Source organism: Mesorhizobium sp. B2-1-3A (assembly GCF_006442655.1).
GTDB lineage: Bacteria > Pseudomonadota > Alphaproteobacteria > Rhizobiales > Rhizobiaceae > Mesorhizobium.
The window spans coordinates 759,442-780,289 of record NZ_VFWK01000004.1; the positions used below are offsets into that span (position 1 = coordinate 759,442).

Annotated in this window: 17 protein-coding genes and 1 tRNA gene; 10 read left to right on the forward strand and 8 right to left on the reverse strand. The window is 62.2% G+C overall.

What is annotated here, in order from left to right; genetic code table 11:
• Nucleotides 1-12 precede the first annotated feature (12 nt).
• The 4 genes from FJ977_RS19555 to FJ977_RS19570 are packed head-to-tail and all read right to left on the reverse strand — an operon-like array spanning nucleotide 13 to nucleotide 3,614.
• Nucleotides 13-1,203, reverse strand: a complete 1,191-nt coding sequence (locus tag FJ977_RS19555; protein WP_181179965.1) for a DUF4915 domain-containing protein — start codon at nucleotides 1,201-1,203, stop codon at nucleotides 13-15.
• A complete protein-coding gene (locus FJ977_RS19560) occupies nucleotides 1,200-1,880 on the reverse strand; it encodes a glycosyltransferase (protein WP_140773839.1) in 681 nt (226 codons plus the stop codon). Before FJ977_RS19560 ends, FJ977_RS19555 begins: the two co-directional genes overlap by 4 nt.
• 7 nt (nucleotides 1,881-1,887) lie before the next feature.
• Nucleotides 1,888-2,802 (reverse strand): transketolase C-terminal domain-containing protein, encoded by a 915-nt coding sequence (locus FJ977_RS19565; RefSeq protein ID WP_140773840.1) that lies wholly within the window; start codon nucleotides 2,800-2,802, stop codon nucleotides 1,888-1,890.
• Nucleotides 2,799-3,614 carry a transketolase gene (locus FJ977_RS19570; RefSeq protein ID WP_140773841.1) on the reverse strand — a complete coding sequence of 272 codons (816 nt, stop codon included), beginning with the start codon at nucleotides 3,612-3,614 and terminating at the stop codon, nucleotides 2,799-2,801. Before FJ977_RS19570 ends, FJ977_RS19565 begins: the two co-directional genes overlap by 4 nt.
• A 158-nt stretch (nucleotides 3,615-3,772) precedes the next feature.
• On the opposite strand from FJ977_RS19570, the gene FJ977_RS19575 reads away from it, so the two are divergent.
• Nucleotides 3,773-5,893, forward strand: a complete 2,121-nt coding sequence (locus tag FJ977_RS19575) for a hypothetical protein (protein ID WP_181179967.1) — start codon at nucleotides 3,773-3,775, stop codon at nucleotides 5,891-5,893.
• Between the two features lies 1 nt (nucleotide 5,894).
• Here FJ977_RS19575 and FJ977_RS35885 read toward each other — a convergent pair whose 3' ends face one another.
• Nucleotides 5,895-6,095 carry a hypothetical protein gene (locus tag FJ977_RS35885; protein WP_181179969.1) on the reverse strand — a complete coding sequence of 67 codons (201 nt, stop codon included), beginning with the start codon at nucleotides 6,093-6,095 and terminating at the stop codon, nucleotides 5,895-5,897.
• Between the two features lie 58 nt (nucleotides 6,096-6,153).
• A complete protein-coding gene (locus tag FJ977_RS19585) occupies nucleotides 6,154-6,927 on the reverse strand; it encodes an SDR family oxidoreductase (protein WP_140773843.1) in 774 nt (257 codons plus the stop codon).
• A 137-nt stretch (nucleotides 6,928-7,064) separates the two neighbouring features.
• Here FJ977_RS19585 and FJ977_RS19590 point away from each other — a divergent pair, with 137 nt between their 5' ends.
• Nucleotides 7,065-7,964, forward strand: coding sequence for a LysR family transcriptional regulator (locus FJ977_RS19590; protein ID WP_140773844.1), 900 nt, complete (start codon nucleotides 7,065-7,067; stop codon nucleotides 7,962-7,964).
• A 95-nt stretch (nucleotides 7,965-8,059) separates the two neighbouring features.
• On the opposite strand, the gene FJ977_RS19595 is transcribed toward FJ977_RS19590, so the two are convergent.
• A tRNA-Ser gene (locus tag FJ977_RS19595) sits at nucleotides 8,060-8,149 on the reverse strand.
• 404 nt (nucleotides 8,150-8,553) lie between these two features.
• Here FJ977_RS19595 and FJ977_RS19605 point away from each other — a divergent pair.
• The 8 genes from FJ977_RS19605 (at nucleotide 8,554) to FJ977_RS19640 (ending at nucleotide 17,046) form a co-directional block, all read left to right on the forward strand.
• Nucleotides 8,554-8,796 (forward strand): hypothetical protein, encoded by a 243-nt coding sequence (locus FJ977_RS19605; RefSeq protein WP_140773845.1) that lies wholly within the window; start codon nucleotides 8,554-8,556, stop codon nucleotides 8,794-8,796.
• Between the two features lie 583 nt (nucleotides 8,797-9,379).
• Nucleotides 9,380-10,609, forward strand: coding sequence for a septal ring lytic transglycosylase RlpA family protein (locus tag FJ977_RS19610; protein ID WP_140773846.1), 1,230 nt, complete (start codon nucleotides 9,380-9,382; stop codon nucleotides 10,607-10,609).
• A 99-nt stretch (nucleotides 10,610-10,708) separates the two neighbouring features.
• Nucleotides 10,709-11,872, forward strand: a complete 1,164-nt coding sequence (locus FJ977_RS19615; RefSeq protein WP_140773847.1) for a D-alanyl-D-alanine carboxypeptidase family protein — start codon at nucleotides 10,709-10,711, stop codon at nucleotides 11,870-11,872.
• 139 nt (nucleotides 11,873-12,011) lie between these two features.
• Nucleotides 12,012-12,686, forward strand: coding sequence for a dTMP kinase (gene tmk, locus FJ977_RS19620; RefSeq protein ID WP_140773848.1), 675 nt, complete (start codon nucleotides 12,012-12,014; stop codon nucleotides 12,684-12,686).
• On the forward strand, nucleotides 12,683-13,738 hold the full coding sequence (locus tag FJ977_RS19625) for a DNA polymerase III subunit delta' (protein WP_140773849.1): 1,056 nt from the start codon (nucleotides 12,683-12,685) through the stop codon (nucleotides 13,736-13,738). The genes tmk and FJ977_RS19625 overlap by 4 nt, the downstream gene beginning before the upstream one ends.
• A gap of 138 nt (nucleotides 13,739-13,876) precedes the next feature.
• The gene (gene metG / locus FJ977_RS19630; RefSeq protein WP_140773850.1) at nucleotides 13,877-15,430 is read left to right on the forward strand and encodes a methionine--tRNA ligase; all 1,554 of its coding nucleotides are present in this window, start codon (nucleotides 13,877-13,879) and stop codon (nucleotides 15,428-15,430) included.
• Nucleotides 15,430-16,224, forward strand: a complete 795-nt coding sequence (locus tag FJ977_RS19635) for a TatD family hydrolase (protein ID WP_140773851.1) — start codon at nucleotides 15,430-15,432, stop codon at nucleotides 16,222-16,224. Before metG ends, FJ977_RS19635 begins: the two co-directional genes overlap by 1 nt.
• Before the next feature lie 3 nt (nucleotides 16,225-16,227).
• Nucleotides 16,228-17,046 carry an MBL fold metallo-hydrolase gene (locus FJ977_RS19640; protein WP_140773852.1) on the forward strand — a complete coding sequence of 273 codons (819 nt, stop codon included), beginning with the start codon at nucleotides 16,228-16,230 and terminating at the stop codon, nucleotides 17,044-17,046.
• 550 nt (nucleotides 17,047-17,596) lie between these two features.
• Here FJ977_RS19640 and FJ977_RS19645 read toward each other — a convergent pair.
• Complete coding sequence (locus FJ977_RS19645) at nucleotides 17,597-20,809, reverse strand: adenylate/guanylate cyclase domain-containing protein (RefSeq protein WP_181179971.1); 3,213 nt, start codon at nucleotides 20,807-20,809, stop codon at nucleotides 17,597-17,599.
• Nucleotides 20,810-20,848: the final 39 nt, after the last annotated feature.

Consider the following 20,848-nt stretch of genomic DNA (forward strand, 5'->3'; position numbering starts at 1 on the left):
TCTCGACGTTATTCATTGGGACGGCTTGGGCACGGCTTGCCACGCATAAAACAGCGCGTGCTCCGCGTCAGGCATCCGATCAAAGGCATCAAACGGAAGGCGATCGACCATCGACGAAGGGACGGCCTCGATCGCGAAAATCTGGTTGCCGGCCGGCCAGATCAGGCTGGCCACGATACGTCCGCTTTTGATGTCGACCGCGTGGAGTCCGCAGACGCATTTGTCCGCTTCGAGCCCCGGCGCATAGGCGCGAAAGCGCGGAATGATCCTTGAGGTGCCGACGATGGCAAGATCACCGAGCGCGCACAGGCCCCTGGTCCAGCCCGGCAGGCGCGCGACGACCTCGACGCGGCCATCCCGACCACAGTTCACAACGGTGCCATACCCGCTATTGGCCACCCACAAGTCGCCGCCGACGAAGCGGGGCGAGTGCGGGCGGGTCAATCCTCGCGATATCGGCAATCGGGTCGCGCCGCTGAAAACGACACCGCGCCCTTCAGGGGCAAATTCGATCTGGCCTGGCCGCGCGCCGGCAAGATCGTCCTTGGACGCCGTGAAATAGCTTTCGGCGAGGCTCTCTCCGGCCGCGATGCCGTTAAGCTGCAAATGATTCAGGCCAAAATCAGCGCCCGCGATCCCCTCGATGCATGACGGCCACCATACCCGCTGGTGATCGCCGCCTGCCGGAAATGACACAATGGCGTTGTCGCCGACCGCGCTTCCGTGAAGTTGAGGGCCGATCATCGCCAGATCGTGCAGATAGGTGCTGCCAGGCAGGAACCGGGTACTCGCAGGCATCAGCACGCGGCCGGCGATGTCCTTTGACTCGAGGTCTCTGCGTGGCAGAAGCCGCTCAGCCGGTCGCAACGTGTACAACATGTTCGGATTGCGCGTGCTTGCGACGTGGACTTCCGCGCGTGCCGCGTCGAAGGCGATGCCGGACGGATGCGGCAGCCGCAAATAACTTACCTGAGGTGATCCCGAGGCCGTCGAGAGCGCCATCAGGAGATGCTCGTATTCGCGGCTGACCAGCAAGGTGAGGCCGGCCTCGGCAAGAACGTCCCACCATGGTCCGCTTATCTCGGATTCAAGCAGGCTGCTTCGGACCGCCTCCCCATCTTGCCACTGCGCCACGACACTGGCCGGGTCGCGCCAGGCCTCATGGTCGGCCTGGAAGCGTGCGTGATCCTCCTGGTCGCTCAATTCTGCAATCTCATTCGCAAGGCACCGCGATAAAGCCTCATGGCTGTCCGCCATCCGGTTGTCGAGCGACCACCGTGTCGGTGGCCTGATGCCACGCCCAATGGCACTATCGAGTATCCATGGCGGTGACAGGCCACGCAGAATTCCAGATCGATCAGATCGTCATCGCGCTGCAGGTCCAACAGCGCCTTGAAGCGACGATGAAACAGCTTCGGCGTGCCATTGATGTCGCGCGATCGCAGTCCGAACAACAGCCTCGCCTCGAGATTGTACAGCCACGAACCGAGTCCACGCAGCCATGCCCGGCCTTGCTTTCGCTCAGCCTTGAGGACACTTTCCGGCCTGCTTATTCCGGCATCCAGCGCCCGCCGCAGGTCATCGCCCCTGGTGCGGGCCGAATTCGTGTAGCATAGGAACTCTCCCTGGGCCGCTGCCAGGCCAGCCCTCACGGCGCGCCCCCAACCTGCGCAATCGGCGCGCAACGCACGCACATTGGCGTGATGGGTTGCCAACTCCGTACATCGTACCGCGCTTTCGTCACGCGACCCATTCTCGACAAGGATAATTTCCCAGGGCACCGAAAGACCACGCAGAGCGGCACGGTATTCGTCAACCACGGTGACGACATGGTCGGCCTGATTATGAACGGGAAGGATGATCGAGACTGTAGGGTTCATCGCAAATCTACAAAAGCAGTGCCTGAGCAGCGGCTGAAATGCGGTCGGCGGTCAAACCGCTGTGTTCCATCAGCCAGGCCGCACTGCCGCCATGGCCCCCGCCGGGTAGGGTTGCCGCGAGGCGGCGGAAAGGTCTTGCCAATCCGGCTTCCGCGAGAACCTCCGCGACCAATGAGCCAAGTCCTCCTGTCTGCTGATGCGCCTCGATCGTCAGGACGGCGCTGGCATCCGCCAGTGCTGTTCGCAGATCCGCCAATGGCACAGGCGCAAGACAAGGCACTGACAACACCGTCGCCTGCACGCCGGCATTTGCCAGTCTCTCTGCAGCCGTCATGGTCTCCGCAACCTGGGCACCGGTCGAAATGAGCAGCACATCGGCGCCTCGACGCATGGTCTGAGCCCGCTCGAGTTCGAACAGGCCACCCGAAATCGCGACCTGCGGACTGTCCTTGCCCAGCCTGAAATAGATTGGCGAGGGCACCGACCACAGGCACTCCAGCGCCGCGGCGGCCTGAGGTCCATCGATAGGCGCAATAACCGTCATTCCGGGCAGTGCGCGCATGACCGCGATATCCTCGAGACTATGATGTGTCGAGCCGCCCGTACCGTAGTCGAAGCCGCCACCGACGCCTATGATGCGGACGGGAAGTTCGTGCGCCACCGGGCCGTTGCGAATGAATTCGTAAGGCCGCAACGTTGCAAAGGTCGCGATCGAATAACAGAACGGAAGAAATCCGGCTTCCGCCAAACCGGTTGCGACACCAATCATATTCTGTTCGGCGACACCGACATTGACGAACCTGTCCGGATACGCCTGGGCAAACGGCTCCACGACCGAGAAGCCGAGGTCGGCGGTCAGCAGCACTATGCGCGGATCACGCGCGGCCAGTTCGCAGAGCTTGGCAATGAACTCGCGCCTCACGGCAGCGCCTCGCTCTGTGCCAGGGCAATGGCATAATCTTCATCCGACATCGGCAGGTAGTGCCAGCGCACCTGGCCCTCCATGAAACTCACGCTACGCCCCGATACGGTCTGCGCCAACACCACCAGCGGCTCCTGGTGGTGCGGGCGAAGCGCTTCGAGAACGGCCGCGGGCGCATGCCCATCCACCTCCCGCACCATCCACCCGCAACTCATCCAGCGCTCCGGCATCCGGCTTTGATCCATGATCTCGGCGGTCCTGCCTAGCGCCTGCTGTCCATTGACGTCGACGACGACGATCAAGTTCGCGAGCCGATGATGCCCGGCGAACATCGCCGCCTCCCATGTCGACCCTTCATTGCACTCGGCATCGGATAGCAGAACATAGGTGCGGCGGTCCTTGCCGAGCAGGCGTGCGGCGAGCGCCGATCCCGCGCCGATCGACAGACCAAGACCGAGCGAGCCCGTCGAGAAGTCGACGCCGGGGAGGTGACGGGTCGGGTGCACGCCCAATCGAGAATCATCAGCGCAATAGCTTGCCAACTCGGAGCGGCTAAGCCATCCGCGCAAGAACAGAGCGGCATATAGCGCCAGGGCGGCATGCCCTTTTCCCAGGATGAAGCGATCACGATCCGGATCGTCCGGCGATTTCAATCGTATCGCGCCGCCGTAGAGAACTGCGAGCAGATCCACCACGGACAGCGCCGATCCGATGTGTCCGACATGGGCGCGATATGATTCTTCAAGAATCAGCTTGCGGAGAGCCCGCGAACTCAGAATTTGCTGATCAGCGAGTGGCTGATCAGGCTCCATGACAGCCTGCCATGTCCGTGGTAGTGATCGACATCATGCGGCTGCCCTCTCGTATGATACGACACACTAGCGCATTCTTCGCCGATCTTGAAAGGCGGCCTGTACTTCTTCTCTGTTTAGGAATCTTGCTTGCCTGGTTCATGGCGGGCGTCCCGTTCATGAGGTTCGACGTCCCGACCGAATTGTGGGGCGATCGTATCTTCCTGTTGCTTCACGGCAGGCTTTTTCTCGATTGGCCACATATTTTTCGAACAGATGCCGTCGGCTTTCCCGATCGGCTGGATCTGCTCGGCTTTCCGTTCACCGACCTCACTGAACGCGTGGTGCAATTTCTGGCTACGCGCCTGTCGGGTGATGTCGTCGTCGGTGCCAATTTGTATCTTGTCGTCATCGTCGCGGCGAACTTCGCAGCCGCATTCCACGCTCTGCGTGCCTTTCAGATTCGTCCCTGGTGGTGCCTCGCGGGGGCTTTCGCTTTTGCATTCATTCCTTATTTCGCCAAACGTTCAACCGGGCACGATTATCTGGCCGCCTATTATTCGGCCCCGCTTGCGTTCCTGATTCTGCCTCGGATCGTCACGGCTGTTCGCAAGCAGTCCCTCATCGACATCGTGAGGGACCCGGTCACGTTCGTGTGCTGCGTGGTGATCGCGACTTCAGGAATCTATTACAGCTTTTTTGCCCTGCTCACCTGGGCATTTGCCGGTCTGGCCCTGGCTGCACAGGAACGAAACTGGCGCTATTTGCCAGCCTTGGCCCTTCCAGCCGGGGTGATGTTGGTCACGTTGCTGCCGATTCTGGCGTTCTTTGTCGCGGTCGCGCCAGACAACGCCGGCGGCTTCGCCGCAAGAACAGCATCCGAGCAGCCACTGTATGGCTTTCGTATCTCCGACGTAGTCCTCGGGCTGAAGCAATTCGGCATCGCGCCGAACGCACTTTCCGATTACATGGCCATCCGCGGCACGGCCGAGGGAACAGATGCCTGGCCCGGTCCCATCCTGTCGGCTTTTGCATTGCTGGCTGTCCTGTTTGGTTCATCGCTGTTGCGAAGGCGCAGTCCTGGCGCCCAGCCGGACTACGAAGGCCTGGCGCCAATATTCAACGCGTATCTCGTCTTCTGCATGATCTATTGCGTGCCCTTCGGTCTGGGATTGATCTTCAATCTGCTGATCGCGCCAGAAATCCGCGCACAGAATCGGATCTCACCTTTTTTTGCATTCGCGGCACTGCTTGTGTTCCTCGGCCTATGGCGGCGTGTAACGCTCTGGCTGCAGTTCAGATTCGGCCGCTCGATCGGCGGGGTAGCAGCCACGGCGGGCCTGATTGCGCTGCTATTTGTAAACAGCGTCGGTAGCGAAGCGCTTTTTGCGCGGCAGCAGCGCGCCTTGCTGCGCGAGCCGGCTTTCGCCGCGGAGATGACGAGCATTCGCGTGACTTTGGCTGCGGCGGATTCAGCAGGGCTGCAGCGGATCCTCGAGCTGCCGATAGCGGCATGGCCTGAATCGCCCGCCATACGCGGCTTCGCACCCTACAATCACTTCTTGCCTTTTATCTTCAGCGCTCCGGGCAGTTCCCGACACTGGAGTTACGGCGCATTCGCGGGAAGCGATGGCCTGTCGCGCCTGCAAGCCCTGCTGAAAGTCGCGAACTGGCCCTGCGCGCTTGCCGAGCTGGCATCCAGCTACGATGCCGTGCTGATCGATCGCCGTGGCTACGGTGCCGCCGAACTCGCGGCGTGGGACAGCCGGCTGACCGCATCCGGAGCGCGCTTGGTCAGCGATGATCCGGTTCGCCGCCTCTATCGCTTGCCGACTTCGGAATGTTCGCAACCGCTGTTGCCATTCGATCGATGGCTCAGCGCCGCCAAGGGCGGGGAACTCGAGCCACTCCTCGATCGGGGATGGCATTCGCCGGAGCCATGGGGACGTTGGGGCAAGGACGCGATACACCGCATACTTTTGCCCAATCGCGGCCTGGGTAGCCACGACCTTATCCTGGATCTCAAAATCCTCCAGCTTGCCGACAATGCCGACCGAATTCCGCGCGTCGAAGTGCGCGTCAACCAAACCCTGGTCACCACATTGGGTGTTGCACAACCGATGCATCCGGAAGAGCAACGCATCGTCATTTCCCGTCGGCTTCTGCCCCAGACGGGCTTCACGACGATCGACCTGAGGCCCGAGGGCGGCCCCATACCCGCATCGAGGGTGGTGCCTGAGGACAAAAGATTGCTTGGGGTCGGGTTGATTGCAATGCGCCTGCATGAGGCCGCCGAATAGCTCAATATTGTGGCGGAGGGAGTGGGACCCGAACCCACCGTGAACTTGCGCCCACGCCGGTTTTGAAGACCGGTGCCTTAAACCGCTCGGCCATCCGTTCCATGCGATCAAGCTGGTCGAGACGCCATTCGTAGCTCCTCGTCGCATCGGACAGGAAATGCTCGCGTTGAATGTCGAGAAGCGACTGGAACGGATTGGTCATCGCCGGCCTCCTCCGACAATGGCGCCGGCCGTTTCCTGGGAGACGGCCGGCTGGCGCCTTACTTGGTGGTGTAGCCACCGTTGACGAGGATGGTCTGGCCGGTCATCCACCAGCCGTCCGAGACCATGAAGCGGATGTAGGGGACGATATCCTCTATGTCGGTAAGGCCTGTCTTTGAGAAACCCGACAGCGCCGCCGCCGTCTTGTGGTAGGCGACCGCATCGGCGCCTTCGGCAGGGTAGAAGAAGGGCGTGTCCATCGGACCCGATCCGATCGCCGTCACCGAGATGCCGCGCTCGCCGAATTCTTTGGACGCCGCGCGGGTGAAATGCTCCACTGGAGCCTTGGTCCCGGCATAGCTCGAATAAAAGGGTGTGTAAGCGCCGAGTAGCGAGGTGACGAGCGTCACCAGCTTGCCGTTGTCGTTGAGATGCTTGCCGGCTTCCTTGATGAAGAAGAAAGCCGTCTTGGCATTGACTGCGCTCATCTCGTCATATTCGGCTTCGCTGATCTCGACGATGGGTTTCTTCAGCACCTTGCCGACGGTGTTGATGGCGATATCGGGACGGCCAATGGCAGCGACCGCATCGGTGAACAGTTTCTCGACCGCACCGGCCGTCGTCAGGTCCGCCTGGAGGGCAACCGCCTTGGCACCGGCGGCCTTGACGGCCGCCACGGTAGCGTCCGCATCGGCCTTGGTCGCCGCGCTATTGTAATGGATGGCAATCGCTTTCGCGCCATGGCCGGCGAGATCGCGCGCAATCAGTCCGCCGAGGTTCTTTGCCCCGCCGGCGATGATGACGGTTTTGCCTTTGATGCTGTGGTCGGTCATGGGTGGCCTCCTTTGCCGGTTGGCGACCATATCCACGGCCGCTTTCGTTCGAGAGACCTATCGTCTAGATTTGAGAGATAAAGGCGGCTGTTCTGACATCACCTGTCAGAAAACCAGCACAATAGAGAAACAAACCCTTGGACCGTATCGACCTCTTTCGGATATTCACCCGCGTCGTCGAATGCGCGAGCTTCACCCGCGCCGCTGATACGTTGGGCGTCCCGCGGTCTTCCGTTTCAGCGGCCGTTCAGGAGTTGGAGGGGCGTGTTGGCGCGCGGCTGCTTCATCGTACGACCCGCAAGGTGTCTCCTACCCAGGACGGCATCGCCTTCTATGAACGCTGCCAGCGGGTCATCGCCGATGTCGAGGACACGGAGAATCTGTTTCGGCAGTCGGCAGCACAGCCATCGGGCAGGTTATGCATCGACGTCCCTGGCCGGATCGGACGACTGATCATTGCACCGGCGCTGCCCGATTTTCTGGACCGATATCCCGAGATCGACATCAGCCTCGGTGTCACAGACCGAGCGGTCGATCTGGTGGAAGATGGTGTTGATTGCGTGCTGCGGGTCGGACCGCTTGGTGATTCCGGCCTCATTGCACGCCCCATCGGCAAGCTGCCATTGATCAACGTCGCCAGCCCCGGCTATCTAGCGCGGCACGGCACCCCGCGGGCGCCGGACGACCTCGGCGATCACTGGGCAGTGAACTATGCATCTCCATCCAGCGGCCGGATTGAGGATTGGGAGTGGGTGGAAGATGGGAATGCGTACACAGTCCCAATGCGTGGCCGGGTCACCGTCAACAGCGCCGAAGCCTATATCGCCTGTTGCCTCGCGGGTCTCGGCCTGATCCAGATCCCCGCCTATGATGTGAAACAAAACCTGGATGCGGGAGGTTTAATTGAGGTCATGCCCAACCACCGGGCGGAATCCATGTCCATGACTTTGCTCTATCCCCATCGCCAGCATCTCTCACGGCGATTGCAGGTCTTTGCCGATTGGCTTGAAGCGCTGCTTAAGCGGCAGCTTCTTTGATGCGAGACGCAGGTTCTGCCGCCTCCGTGCGGTCATAGAGGAACACGGCGGTGATCGGGGCAAGCCGTTCTCAAAACCAGCCATTTTGGCCGAGGTGGCGGAGGGAGTGGGATTCGAACCCACGGTGAACTTGCGCCCACGCCGGTTTTCAAGACCGGTGCCTTAAACCGCTCGGCCATCCCTCCAAGCAATTGCAATCATTGCGCTTTTGACAATTTGCGTGGGGCCATGGAATGCCCGTTGCTACGCAGTTTGCAACTGTTTGCCTTTTCGCTCGCTGCTTATAGCGGCCTGAAGCGCAACGTCAACTTGCTCTGCTGCATCTGTCGTAAGCACATGAGTTGTCCGGATTAGGCAGCACATGAGTTGTCCGGTTTTATCGCCAGCGAATGGAGGCTGGGGATGGCCCAGGCGCTCGCTATCTTCGGGTGAGTGCCGGCTGAAAGCATCTGTGTCGCGTGGGTATGCCGAAGGTCGTGGAAGCGTGGCAGCGGCGGACTGAGGGCCTTAATACTCGCTTGCACTAATATAAAAGTGACGTAACGTCACTTCCCAGCATCTTGGGGATGCGCAACCGTGGGGAAGTACGATGAGAGTGATCTTGTTTTGCGCGGCACTCGTGATCGCTGCGACTGGTGTCGTCGTTGCCAAGGAGAAGAAGGTCGCGGTCAGCGATGCTGCGGCCCTGTGCTCCACGAAACATTCGAGCAAGAAGCCGAGGCCGGAGCTGGACTGCAACTTGACCGGAACAACTAAATTGCCGGGTGGAACAACGCCGGAAAAGCCGCGCCTGGGATACGACGCCAATCCGTGGATCATGACTGGCCTTTAAAGCCGGGCTTAGGCGGACAGCGGAGTGGCCTAGCGAAGTAGCGCTCATCCAGTGGAGCACTTCAGGACCGATGCGGTCGGCTGGACGAAACTGTTCAGGCCGTACGTCCTTTACGCACCCTTACGAATCCGTAAGTCGCGCATATGGGCATTGTCTCGTAGGCTGCAGGTCGGAGCGGCGATGCCCGTCGATGCTCCACGGGGTGTGCACAGACCACCCTACAGCCCGTTGCCTTTGCCTGCCCCCCAAGCTTGGCAACGGGCTGATCCCATCACCATCAGAGGCTCACGATCCTTATCGTCGGCCATCAGGCTCGCGCCGGGCTCTACGCAAGCCCCGCTCGTCACTGCCCTTTCGCAGTTTGATTGACGACGTTTGAGCGCGCAAAAGCGCTGGTTCACGCAGCAAGCGCCGTCACAATCTTGCCCGGTTCCGGCCACAATCGGTTAATATCGTGATAAACAATTCCTGCGCACAAAGGATCGGGGTTCAGGGCGTCGTTGATATCGTCGAGTGAGTGCTTTGGCTCCTCTGTTGTTGAAACGACGGCGTCTTGATTGAGACTGTAGGGGATTTCAGGAAAATGCTGGCTACGACGCGCCCGCGTCTTCGTCGCGCTTCCACGCTTACGCTGCTTGCTGCGTCGGCTGCCTTGCTGGCAGCCTGCGCGTCGCAGCCCGAGCCGAAAGCGATGGTGAATCCCAAACCTCGTTCCAAGGAATATTTCGCCGAGACCGAATATCGTGTGAAGGCGAGCCCCCGCGCCAACTTCATGCGGCGCGGCGGCGGTCGCGACCAGCTCGGCAAGCCCTACCAGGTTCGCGGCAAGTGGTACTATCCCAAGGAAGATCGGCATTACGCGAAGGTCGGCCTGGCCTCCTGGTATGGCGACGCCTTCCATGGCCGGCTGACCGCCAATGGCGAAGTGTATGACACAGCGCAACTGACCGCCGCGCATCCGACCATGCCACTGCCGAGTTACGCCCGTGTCACCAACCTCGACACCGGCAGTTCGGTCATCGTGCGCGTCAACGACCGCGGGCCGTATCATGAGGGCCGCATTATCGACGTCTCGGAGCGCGCGGCTCAGATGCTCGACTATGACAAGGTCGGCACCGCGAAGGTCAAGGTCGAATATGTCGGTCGCGCACCGCTCGACGGCAATGACGATCAGTATCTGATGGCGTCCTACCATCCGGGCAACCGGATTCCGGATCCGTCGGATGGCCTGCCGACCGGTGTCATGGTGGCCATGAACGGACCGTCGCCAAGCCTGCCCTTGGGTGCGGCAGCCGTACCGTTTCCGGGTCAGTTGACGAATTCCGGCGAGGCGTTCGCCACGCAGCCGGCTCTGTCCGCGCAGGCACCGGCTTTAGGCGACCTGGCGCTGCCTGATTTCGGACCGATCGTTCCCTCGCGCCCGGAAATCGGCCTGCCGCCGCAGTCGCCATTCGCGATTGCCTCGCTGTCCTACGCGGATGACCGCATGCGGCGCGCGGATGTCTTTGCCGCACTGGACGACAACGGCATGTCGCCAGCCGACATCCTGCGGTCGTGGAAAAAGTCCAATCCGCAAGCAGCGCCGTCCAGCGCCGACTATGTCGCCGCCGGCACGTTCGACAGTGCCGCGGAAGCCAAACGCGTGGCAGCAGCACTTCAACCCTTCGGCAGAACGGAGATCCAGCGTTCCGATCTCGACGGCAATGATTGGTACGCGGTCAATCTCTATCCGAATGGCCATGGCGGGCTGGACGAGTTGCTGCAGGCGGCATGGTCGCACGGCGCGCCCGATGCACTGGCCGTGCGCAACTGATTCACGAGCCGGTTTTTCCGCTGAACAGTTGATCCGTCCCGGAAAAAGCCCGATAGTTTCGCGGGCTTGCCGGAGGGACCGGCCAACGGGTCGAATTTCATGCAGTTTCGCTTGCTTCAGCCTTTTGCCGGGTTTTTTCTTCTCGGTCTCCTGATTTCCCTTGCTCCAGCTCACGCGCAGCTTTTCGAGACCAAGGCCACACAGGCCTTCATGATCGATGCCGATACCGGCACGGTGCTGTTCTCGAAAGATGCCGACAAGCCGATCCCGCCGGCCTCGATGGCCAAGCTGATGACCATGGAAGTGGTTTTCAACGCCATCAAATCCGGGCGGCTCAAGCTCGACGACACGTTCGTGGTGAGCGAAAACGCCTGGCGCAAGGGCGGCGCGCCGTCGGGAACATCGACGATGTTCGCCAAGCTCAAATCGGCGATCCGGCTCGAGGACCTGATCCAGGGCGTGACTGTGCAGGCCGCCAATGACGGCTGCATCGTCATCGCCGAAGGCATGGCCGGGTCAGAAGATAATTTTGCCGCGCAGATGACCGAGCGTGCCCGCCAGATCGGCCTCAAGACATCGACCTTCGTCAATTCGACCGGCCTGCCGGCCGATGGCCAGCAGACGACCGTGCGCGAACTGGCGCAGCTGGCCCTGCATTTGTGGCGCGATTACCCGGATTTCTATCGCTACTATGGCCTGAAGGATTTCACCTGGAACAAGATCTCGCAGAGGAACCGCAACCCGCTGCTGGCCATGGACATCGGTGCCGATGGCCTGGCGGTCGGTGCAAGCGAGGCGTCCGGCTTCGGCATCGTCGCTTCGGCCAGCCACAACGGCACGCGGGTGGTCGCGGCGATGAGCGGGTTCGCCAATGACAAGGAACGCGCCGAGGAGGCGCGAAAGCTGCTCGACTGGGGCGCGCGGTCCTTCGAGAAGACCGAGATCTTCGCCAAGGACGAGGTGGTTGGCGAGGCCCAGGTTTTTGGCGGTGCGAAATCCGGCGTGACGTTGAAGGCAAAAGGGCCAATCGCCATCTTCCTGCCGATCACCAACCGCGACAAGCTGACGGCAAGGATCGTCTATACCGGCCCGGTCGCCGCACCGGTGGAGGAGGGCCAGCCAGTGGGTGCACTGCGCGTCTGGATCGGCGACACGCTGAGCCAGGAGACACCGCTTTTCGCCGCCGAGTCGATCGGTGTCGGCACGCTGCCACAGCGCGCGCTCGATGCCGTCAAGGAACTGGCGATCGGCTGGCTGCGCTAATGCATGTCGCTCAAAAGTGGCCACGGTCTTGAGACAACGACATGCATAAAAGCAAAAATCTGACGGCATGGACGTTTCCCCGAACGCGGACTATCTAGAGCGCAACAATCCACTCCAACATGGACAAAGGCCGTTTCGATTGGCGCGCGGATTTTTCATCACCTTCGAAGGCGGCGAGGGCGCAGGCAAGTCGACGCAGATCGAGCGGCTGGCAAGGAAGATGCGCGCCAAGAAGTATGATGTCCTCGTCACCCGCGAACCGGGCGGCTCGCCAGGCGCGGAAGCGGTCAGGCATGTGCTGCTTTCGGGTGCCGCGGAGCCATTCGGGCCGAAGATGGAAGCACTGCTCTTCGCCGCCGCCCGTTCCGACCATGTCGAGCAGGTCATCCGGCCGGCGGTCGAGCGTGGCTCCATCGTTCTTTGCGACCGCTTCCTGGATTCTTCGCGCGTCTACCAGGGCGTCACCGGCGGGATCGACCCGGCATTCATGGCTGCGCTCGAACAGGTCGCCATCAACGGCATGGTGCCCGACATCACGCTGGTCTTCGATATCGATCCCGCCGAGGGCCTCCGGCGCGCGACCCTGCGGCGCGGCAGCGACGCCGGCGCCGACCGCTTCGAAAAGGAGACGCTGGCCATCCATCAGGCTCGGCGCGAGGCCTTTCTGGCGATCGCCGCGGCCGAGCCGGAGCGCTGCATCGTCGTCGACGCGTCCGCCGATCCCGATACGGTGGAGCATGTCGTCACCGCCGCCGTGTTCGCGGCGCTGGAGGCGAGGGCGCCCGCGCGCAACAGGCAGGCCGCACCAGTATGATCTTCGAACGCATCGCGCCGGAACAGCATGATACGCTGGATGGCGTGCCCGAGCCGGCCGAAACGCCTCGTCTGGTCGGACACGGGCAGGCGGCCGAGATGCTTGCCGCCGCCTATCGATCCGGAAAACTGCCGCATGCTCTGATCTTCGCCGGGCCGGTCGGCATCGGCAAGGCGACACTGGCCTTCCATCTCGCGCATCACCTGCTGAAGCACCCAGACTTCGCGCAGGCGCCGGAAAGCCTTGCCGTTCCCGATCCGGCCTCGTCGCTGTCTCGCCAGATCGCGACCGGAGCGCATCCGGGCGTGCTGCACCTGACCCGGCCGCTGAACGACAAGACCAAGAGCTTCAAGACCGTCGTCACCGTCGACGAGATCCGCAGGGTCAGTCGCTTCCTGTCGATGACCTCGCATGATGGCAGCTACCGGGTCGTCATCGTCGATCCCGCCGACGACATGAATGCCAATGCCGCCAATGCCTTGCTCAAAAATCTTGAGGAGCCGCCGGCACGAACGCTGTTCATTCTCATCGTCCATGCGCCGGGTAGCCTGCTGCCGACGATCCGCTCGCGCTGCCAGGTGGTGCGCCTGACTCCGCTCGGGGCCGACGAGCTGCTGGCGGTGCTGGAAACCGCGGAGCCGCCGCCACCGAACGATCCGGCCGCACGGGCGGCATTGGTCGAGCGGGCAGGGGGCAGTGTGCGCAACGCGATCCTGCTGACGCAATATGGCGGGCTGGAAATCGCCCAGACACTCGATGCGCTGGTGGCGGCGGGAAAGACCGATATCGGCGGAGCCTATCGGCTCGCGGAAGTCGTCGCCGGCCGCGACCAGGCGATCCAGTTCGATATCTTCAACCGCCGCGCGCTCGACCTATTGTCGGATGCGGCAAGCCAGGCAGCACTGTCAGGCGACCTCGCACGGGCGAAAACGCTGTCGGACACTTGGCATGAGGCGCTGGACGCGATATCTGAGACCGACACCTACAATCTGGACAAGAAGCAGCACGCCCTGACCATGATCGACCGCCTGAATTCTGCGATGCGAATGTGACGGCCTTTTGGTGCATGCCGTTGCCCCAAAACCGGGGCCACTTTTGGGCGGCATGCATCGGCACCGGGATGGCAAATGCCATTCCGATGCGATATCCACCGCCACGGCTTCCATTCAGACATTCATGACGGTTCATTCATGTCACGCGACACATTCTACATCACGACCGCGATTTCCTATCCGAACGGCAAGCCGCATATCGGCCATGCCTACGAACTGATCGCCACCGACGCGCTCGCCCGCTTCCAGCGGCTCGACGGCAAGCAGGTCTTCTTCCTCACCGGGACCGACGAGCACGGCATCAAGATGCTGCAGACGGCGAAGCGCGAAGGCATTTCGGCGCGCGAACTGGCCGACCGCAACGCGGCCGATTTCAAGCGCATGGCGACCGCGCTCAACGCCTCCAATGACGATTTCATCCGCACCACGGAAGAGCGGCACTACGCGTCCTCGCAGGCGATCTGGAAGGCGATGGACGCCAATGGCGATATCTACAAGGGCGGCTATGCCGGCTGGTACTCGGTGCGCGACGAAGCCTATTACGGTGAGGAAGAGACAGAAGTCCGTCCCGACAATATCCGCTACGGGCCGCAGGGAACGCCGGTCGAATGGGTCGAGGAAGAGAGTTATTTCTTCCGCCTCTCTGCCTATCAGGACAAGCTCATCGCGCTTTACAAAAGCCAGCCCGACTTTATCGGCCCGGCCGAGCGCCGCAATGAGGTGATGAGCTTCGTCAAGTCGGGGCTGAGGGATTTGTCGATTTCGCGCACCACTTTCGACTGGGGCGTGCCGGTGCCGGGCGACGAGAAGCATGTCATGTATGTCTGGGTCGACGCCTTGACAAACTACATCACCGGCGTCGGCTATCCCGATGAAAATGATGAGAAATGGCGTTTCTGGCCGGCCGACGCGCATATCATCGGCAAGGACATTGTGCGCTTCCATGCGGTCTACTGGCCGGCCTTCCTGATGTCGGCCGGCATCCCGCTGCCGAAGCGCGTTTTCGGCCACGGCTTCCTGTTCAACCGCGGCGAGAAGATGTCGAAGTCTGTCGGCAACGTCATCGACCCGTTCACCATGGTCGAGCATTACGGCCTCGATCAGGTGCGCTATTTCTTCCTGCGCGAAGTGCCGTTTGGCCAGGACGGCAGCTACAGCCATGAAGCGATCGTCAACCGCACCAATGCCGACCTCGCCAATGGTCTCGGCAATCTGACGCAACGCTCGCTGAAGATGATCGCCGCGAATTGCGGTGGCGTGGTGCCGCAGCGTGGCGAACTGACGGAAGCCGACAGTGCGATCCTCGACCAGGCGGTGGAAGCGCTTGGCACGGCGCGCAAGGCGATGGCGGATCAGGGCATTCATCTGGCGTTGGCGGCGATCTTTGGCGTGGCCGCCGAAGCCGACCGTTATTTCACGTCTCAGGAGCCCTGGGCGCTGAAGAAGACCGATCCGGCGCGGATGGAAACGGTGCTATGGACGACCGCCGAAATCGTCCGTCGCGTCGCACTTTTGAGCCAGCCCTACATCCCGGGGTCGGCCGCCAAGCTGCTCGATCTGCTGGCGGTGCCGGCGGACCAGCGTAACTTCGAGCATGTCCACGCCGACTATGCGCTTGTGCCCGGCACGACATTGCCTGTGCCGGAAGGCGTGTTTCCGCGCTACGTCGAACAGCCGGGCGCGAACGCCTGATGCTCGTCGACAGCCACTGCCACCTGGACTTTCCAGATTTCGCCGAGGAGCGGGCGGCCATTGTCGCCCGCGCCAAAGCGGCCGGCATCGGCCGCATGGTGACGATTTCCACTCGCGTAAAGCGGTTTCAGCAAATCCTTGAAATCGCTGAAACTTTTGATGAAGTTTACTGCTCAATCGGCACCCATCCGCACAATGCAGCCGAAGAGCTCGACGTCACCGCTGCGGACCTCGTTCGCCTGTCCGATCACCCGAAGGTGGTGGCGATCGGCGAGGCTGGGCTGGATTACTTCTACGACAAGGCGCCGCGCGATGCGCAGGCGCGGGGCTTTCGCAATCACATCGCGGCGGCTCGCGTGACCGGGCTGCCGCTGGTCATCCATTCACGCGACGCCGATGACGACATGGCGGCCATTCTCGAGGACGAAACAGGGAAGGGCGCCTTCCCCTTCATCCTGCACTGTTTTTCCTCCGGACGCCGGCTGGCCGAGGTGGGCGTCTCGCTCGGCGGCTATGTGTCGTTCTCGGGCATCCTGACCTTCAAGAACTCGGCCGAATTGCGTGCCGTCGCCGCTGACGTGCCGCATGACCGGCTGCTCGTCGAAACCGACGCGCCATACTTGGCGCCGATCCCATTCCGCGGCAAGCGTAATGAGCCGGCCTATGTCGCGCACACCGCCAAGGTGCTGGCGGAGACGATTGGTGTCAGCGAGGCTGAAATCGCTGATCTGACGACGAACAATTTCTTCCGGCTGTTCGGCAAGATGCCGCGACCTGCCGAGCTGAGCGCCTGACCGATGACTGACCGGCTGCGCCTGACCATTCTCGGCTGCGGCTCGTCGCCAGGTACGCCGCGCATCACCGGCGACTGGGGCAATTGCGACCCGGACAACCCGAAGAACCGGCGCATGCGTACGGCCATCCTGGTTGAACGGATCGCGGTGAATGGCAACCGCACGACCGTCGTCATCGACACTGGTCCCGATTTCCGCCAGCAGATGCTGATGGCCTCTGTCAGGCGCATTGACGCGGCCGTTTACACGCATCCGCACGCCGATCACATCCACGGCATCGATGACCTGCGCGGCTTCGTCCTCGATCAGCGCCAGCGGATCGATATTCACGCCGACGAGCCGACAATGCTGCGGCTGCGCCAGGCGTTCGGCTACTGCTTCGAGACGCCACCCGGCAGTTCCTATCCGCCGATCGTCAGTGCCCATATCATCGACCACGCCAAGCGGGTGGTGATCGAAGGAGAGGGGGGTGCCCTCACCCTTGAGCCATTGCCGCAGGTCCATGGCGACATCATCTCGCTCGGGTTTCGCATTGGAGCGCTGGCCTATTGCCCTGACATCAGCGACTTTCCCGACGCCACCGCCGAGCGGCTATGCGGCCTGGAGATGCTGGTCATCGACGCGCTGCAGTACAAGACCCACCCCAGCCATCTGTCACTCGGCCAGGCGCTCGGCTGGATCGAGAAGCTGGCGCCGAGGAATGCCGTGCTGACCCACATGCACGTGCCGCTCGACTATGCCACAGTGATGGCCGAGACTCCGGCCAACGTGGCGCCTGCCTATGACGGCATGGTGATCGAAATACCTTATAAATCAGAGTGATAGATCGATTTTCTCGCAAGCTGCAAGCCATGAAATCGTTCAAGCTGGGTAGAAACCTCGGAAACCTGCTCTATCGTGACTGTCTGGCCCACGGTCACGAGGATCTGGTGAGCAAATCCCAGGTCGGATGGCGGTGGGCATCTGGGCTGCCTTCATTGTCGGTAAGCGCACCGTATGCCCGTGCACAGTGGAGTCGCCGATTGCCGGCGGCAAACCGACTTGGCGTGAGTTGCTGCTTAGGATGACAATGCCAAGGGACCTGTGATCTTCGGCGAAAAATCATTGCCGGACGAAGATACGCAACGCCTGCATCAGCAAGGCATCGCCATCAGCATCGTACCGCAGGCCCGGGCATTCCATGTCCTGGGAGAATCCGGGCCGGATTGGCGGGCTCGATGCGGAAAGCGCTGTCCTGATTGCTGCGCCACCTGCGTCCATAAGTTCCATAATCTATCTTATGCGACTTTTGTAGAGCGGCCCGGAAAGCGGGTAAGTTTCAGCCGAATGGCGTCCGCCGCGGTGGAGACGAAACGAGGATATAGCGGCCGCCCTACGGCGCGGGCTTCCTTAGTCGCCCTCGAGCCTGTCGTGCACCGACGACGAAGCCCTTTTGCGCGCACAGGCGAACAGCGCTCGCAAGCGCCGCATCCGCTTCTTCCGGGAGGCCGGCGATGTGGAGAACCTCTCCAAGACCGTCGAGGACGAACGACTGGAGGAACAGAAAGTCCGTCGGCTCGGCGATCGCGACAGCCTCCCGGGCCATACGGAGAGCTCCCTCCACATCGCCCGCACGGACCAAGATCTTTGACCGAACGCATCGCAGCAGGCCTTGCGAGTACGTATCGTCACTGCCGGCGATCCCCTCGCCCAATCGAACAAACGCTTCGGCCTCCTCGTACCGGCCTTGGACATAGATGGCTTGGGCGAGGATGCCGGCAATCGTGGGTAACCATGCGAACTCGCCGGTGCGTTGAAGTGTCTTTACACCCCAGCGAAGCTCCCGCTCGGCGGCTGCCGCGTCGCCCGCCCAGAGCTCGGCCAAGGCGCTCATCTCCGTAAGAGGTCCCGCGCTCCACACGGTCAGTGCGACTTCCTCGACCGTTGACCTGGCCTGCGCTATCAACTGCCGCGCCTCGCCAAATCGGCCGCGCATCGCCTCGAGATTCCCCCAGCTGAAGAGCGCTGCCGCCATCGCCTTGCGATCACCTTGTGCCCTGGCGAGCACGTTCTTGCACCGGCCGATCGCCGCCTTGACCGGCATGCGGCCCGCCCACACGACAAGCGGCACCCATGAGAGCGACTCGAGCCATTCTCTGTCGTTGCCCGCTGCAAACGCATGCGCCGCCGCGCTCTCCCACGCCTCTTCAGAGGCGCCGAAATTGCACTTTGTCAGGTGAAACAGGCCAAGCAAGGACCAACCCTTGGCCAAGCCGTGCTCGTCGTTCTCCTGCTCGAACATCGATATGGCCTGCCGTGCCTCTCGGTACGCCTCGTCCGCCCATCCCTCCGGCTCTGACAGGAAGCGCACCCACAGATCGAGAATGAGCGCATGCCCTTGCAGTCGACGGTCGGCGGAGGCGGTCGCTGCCTCACGCATCTGGGCGATCGCGCCACGCGTGCGCTCGAGGTCGCCGGTCTCCAACAGTGCAAATGCGAGCTCCGGCAAGAGTGCCAGTCGCCCAGGATCGTCGCGAGGGCCGAGCGAGATGGCGCGCGACAGCATGTTGACCGCGGCGGGCATGTCGCCGCGCGCGAAGGCGCGCTGCCCGGCAGAAGCCAGCGGAACGCTCGCACGTCGTGCCAGCGACTCGACGCGCTCGTTCGATAGACCGAGCTCCGCGAGAGACCTGTAGGCCCGCTCAAGGTGGTAGCCGACGATCTCTTCGTACTCTCGGGCCCGCTCGCGCATCCTTGCCTCCAGCCATGAGGCGAAGCGCTCATGCATGTGGGCTCGCACGCCCTTTGGAATGCCATTGTAGGCCGCGTCCCCGACGAGACTGTGAGTGAAGCGAAAGGCATCCTCCTCCTCCAGATCCGAGCGATCCGGGCGGATCAGCTGCTTTCTCGCCAGAGACTGAAGCTGGCCGCCAACGCGGGGTCGCTGCTCTTCGGGCGACATCTCCTCGACGGCCCCCCACCAGAAGATGCGCCCGATCACGGATGCCCGCTCGATGACAGAGCGCTCCTCGCCGCCGAGCCGGTCGAGGCGCGCGTTGATAAGGGCGTTGATCGTGGGTGGAATCGTCAGCCTCGACAGGTGGTCAGCCGCCGTCCACGTGCCGTCGACGGCAATAAGCAAACCGTCGTCGATCAGCATCCGCAGCGTCTCCTCCACGAAGAGAGGGTTTCCCTCGGCGGCATCGGCGATCCGCGCGCGGGCCTCGTTCGCGAGCTCCGCGCCTCCGAGCAAGTTCCGGATCAAGCCATCCGTATGAGCGTCGCTCAGCGAGCGCAGGGTGATGAGGGACGCATTCGCCTTCGACGTCATCCAGCCGGCGCGAACCTCGAGCAGCTCAGGGCGAGCGAGGCAGAGGAAGAACGCCGGCACGCCGTCAAGCGAATCGGCGAGATATTCGAGGAGATCGAGGAACGTCGGCTCGGCCCAGTGAATGTCGTCGAACACGACGACCAATGGCCGATGCGTTGCCAGCTTGCCGAACAGCTTGCGCACGGCCCAGAACGTCTCTTGAACACCAGGCGTCGCACGGGTGAGGCCCATGAGTGCGGACAGGCGTTCGACGACCAGCGCGGCATCGGGACCTTCCAGCAACTTGCCAATCTTTGCGCGAGCATCGTCGGGCGAGTGACTGTCTGTGATGCCCGCCGCGGCCTTGAGCACCTCGATGATGGGCCAAAAGGTAATCCCCTCGCCGTATGGCAGGCACCGCCCCCCGACGACCGTCGTTGTCCTTTCGAGTCGGGGAAGAAATTCACGCGTCAGCCGCGACTTTCCGATTCCCGCCGGGCCCATCACCGTCACGATCTCGCATACTCGAGACTTGACCGTCCTTTCGAACATCTCTCCAATTGCGGCGACTTCTTTGTCGCGACCGATCAGAGGGGATTCGAGACCACGGGCAGCGGGCGCCGCGGGGGCGACATCCATGAGGTTCCACGCGGCGACGGGCTCTGACTTCCCCTTCACGCGAAGCCGCTCGATCGGCGACGTCATCGCGACATCGCGGACAAGCCGATACGTCGCGTCTCCGATCAGGATCTGCCCTGGCTCGGCAGCTTGTTCGAGCCGGGCAGCAATGTTGACCGCGTCTCCGACCGCGAAAGTTTCGCCCTGGCCCGGATCCCCGGCGATCACCTCACCCGTGGTCATACCTATCCGGATCACGATCCTGGTGCCCCAACGCGCCTCGAACTCATCGTTCAGCCGATGAAGCGCATGAAGCATTGCAACCGCGGCTCGAACCGCACGCACCGCGTCATCCTCATGGAGCAGCGGAATGCCGAACACCGCCATGATCGCATCCCCGATGAACTTCTCGGTTGTCCCCCCGTGGCCACGAATTACCGCGGCCATCTCCCGAAAGTACTGGGTCATGAGATTGCGAAGCGACTCGGGATCGAGCTCATCTCCCAACGCCGTCGAGCCGACAATATCAGCAAACAGGACCGTCACCACCTTGCGCGTATCGGCGGCACCGGAAGCTCGTTGGGTCAGCGGCGATTCACAGGACGCACAGAACTGCAATTCGGCTGCATTGGCAGATCCGCATGTCGAACAGATCGAGCTCCCCAGAGCATATCTCATTATGCTCATGGACTGTACGGCCAGGCCTCGCGGAGGGCA

Excerpts from the sequence above, each read along its gene's own strand:
- FJ977_RS19605 (WP_140773845.1), top strand. The coding sequence starts at position 8,554 with ATGAGAGTGATCTTGTTTTGCGCGGCACTCGTGATCGCTGCGACTGGT.
- FJ977_RS19570 (WP_140773841.1), bottom strand. The coding sequence starts at position 3,614 with ATGGAGCCTGATCAGCCACTCGCTGATCAGCAAATTCTGAGTTCGCGG.
- FJ977_RS19585 (WP_140773843.1), bottom strand. The coding sequence starts at position 6,927 with ATGACCGACCACAGCATCAAAGGCAAAACCGTCATCATCGCCGGCGGG.
- FJ977_RS19615 (WP_140773847.1), top strand. The coding sequence starts at position 10,709 with ATGCAGTTTCGCTTGCTTCAGCCTTTTGCCGGGTTTTTTCTTCTCGGT.
- metG (WP_140773850.1), top strand. The coding sequence starts at position 13,877 with ATGTCACGCGACACATTCTACATCACGACCGCGATTTCCTATCCGAAC.
- FJ977_RS19610 (WP_140773846.1), top strand. The coding sequence starts at position 9,380 with ATGCTGGCTACGACGCGCCCGCGTCTTCGTCGCGCTTCCACGCTTACG.
- FJ977_RS19560 (WP_140773839.1), bottom strand. The coding sequence starts at position 1,880 with ATGAACCCTACAGTCTCGATCATCCTTCCCGTTCATAATCAGGCCGAC.
- FJ977_RS35885 (WP_181179969.1), bottom strand. The coding sequence starts at position 6,095 with ATGACCAATCCGTTCCAGTCGCTTCTCGACATTCAACGCGAGCATTTC.
- FJ977_RS19575 (WP_181179967.1), top strand. The coding sequence starts at position 3,773 with ATGAGGTTCGACGTCCCGACCGAATTGTGGGGCGATCGTATCTTCCTG.
- FJ977_RS19625 (WP_140773849.1), top strand. The coding sequence starts at position 12,683 with ATGATCTTCGAACGCATCGCGCCGGAACAGCATGATACGCTGGATGGC.
- FJ977_RS19640 (WP_140773852.1), top strand. The coding sequence starts at position 16,228 with ATGACTGACCGGCTGCGCCTGACCATTCTCGGCTGCGGCTCGTCGCCA.
- FJ977_RS19645 (WP_181179971.1), bottom strand. The coding sequence starts at position 20,809 with ATGAGATATGCTCTGGGGAGCTCGATCTGTTCGACATGCGGATCTGCC.
- FJ977_RS19635 (WP_140773851.1), top strand. The coding sequence starts at position 15,430 with ATGCTCGTCGACAGCCACTGCCACCTGGACTTTCCAGATTTCGCCGAG.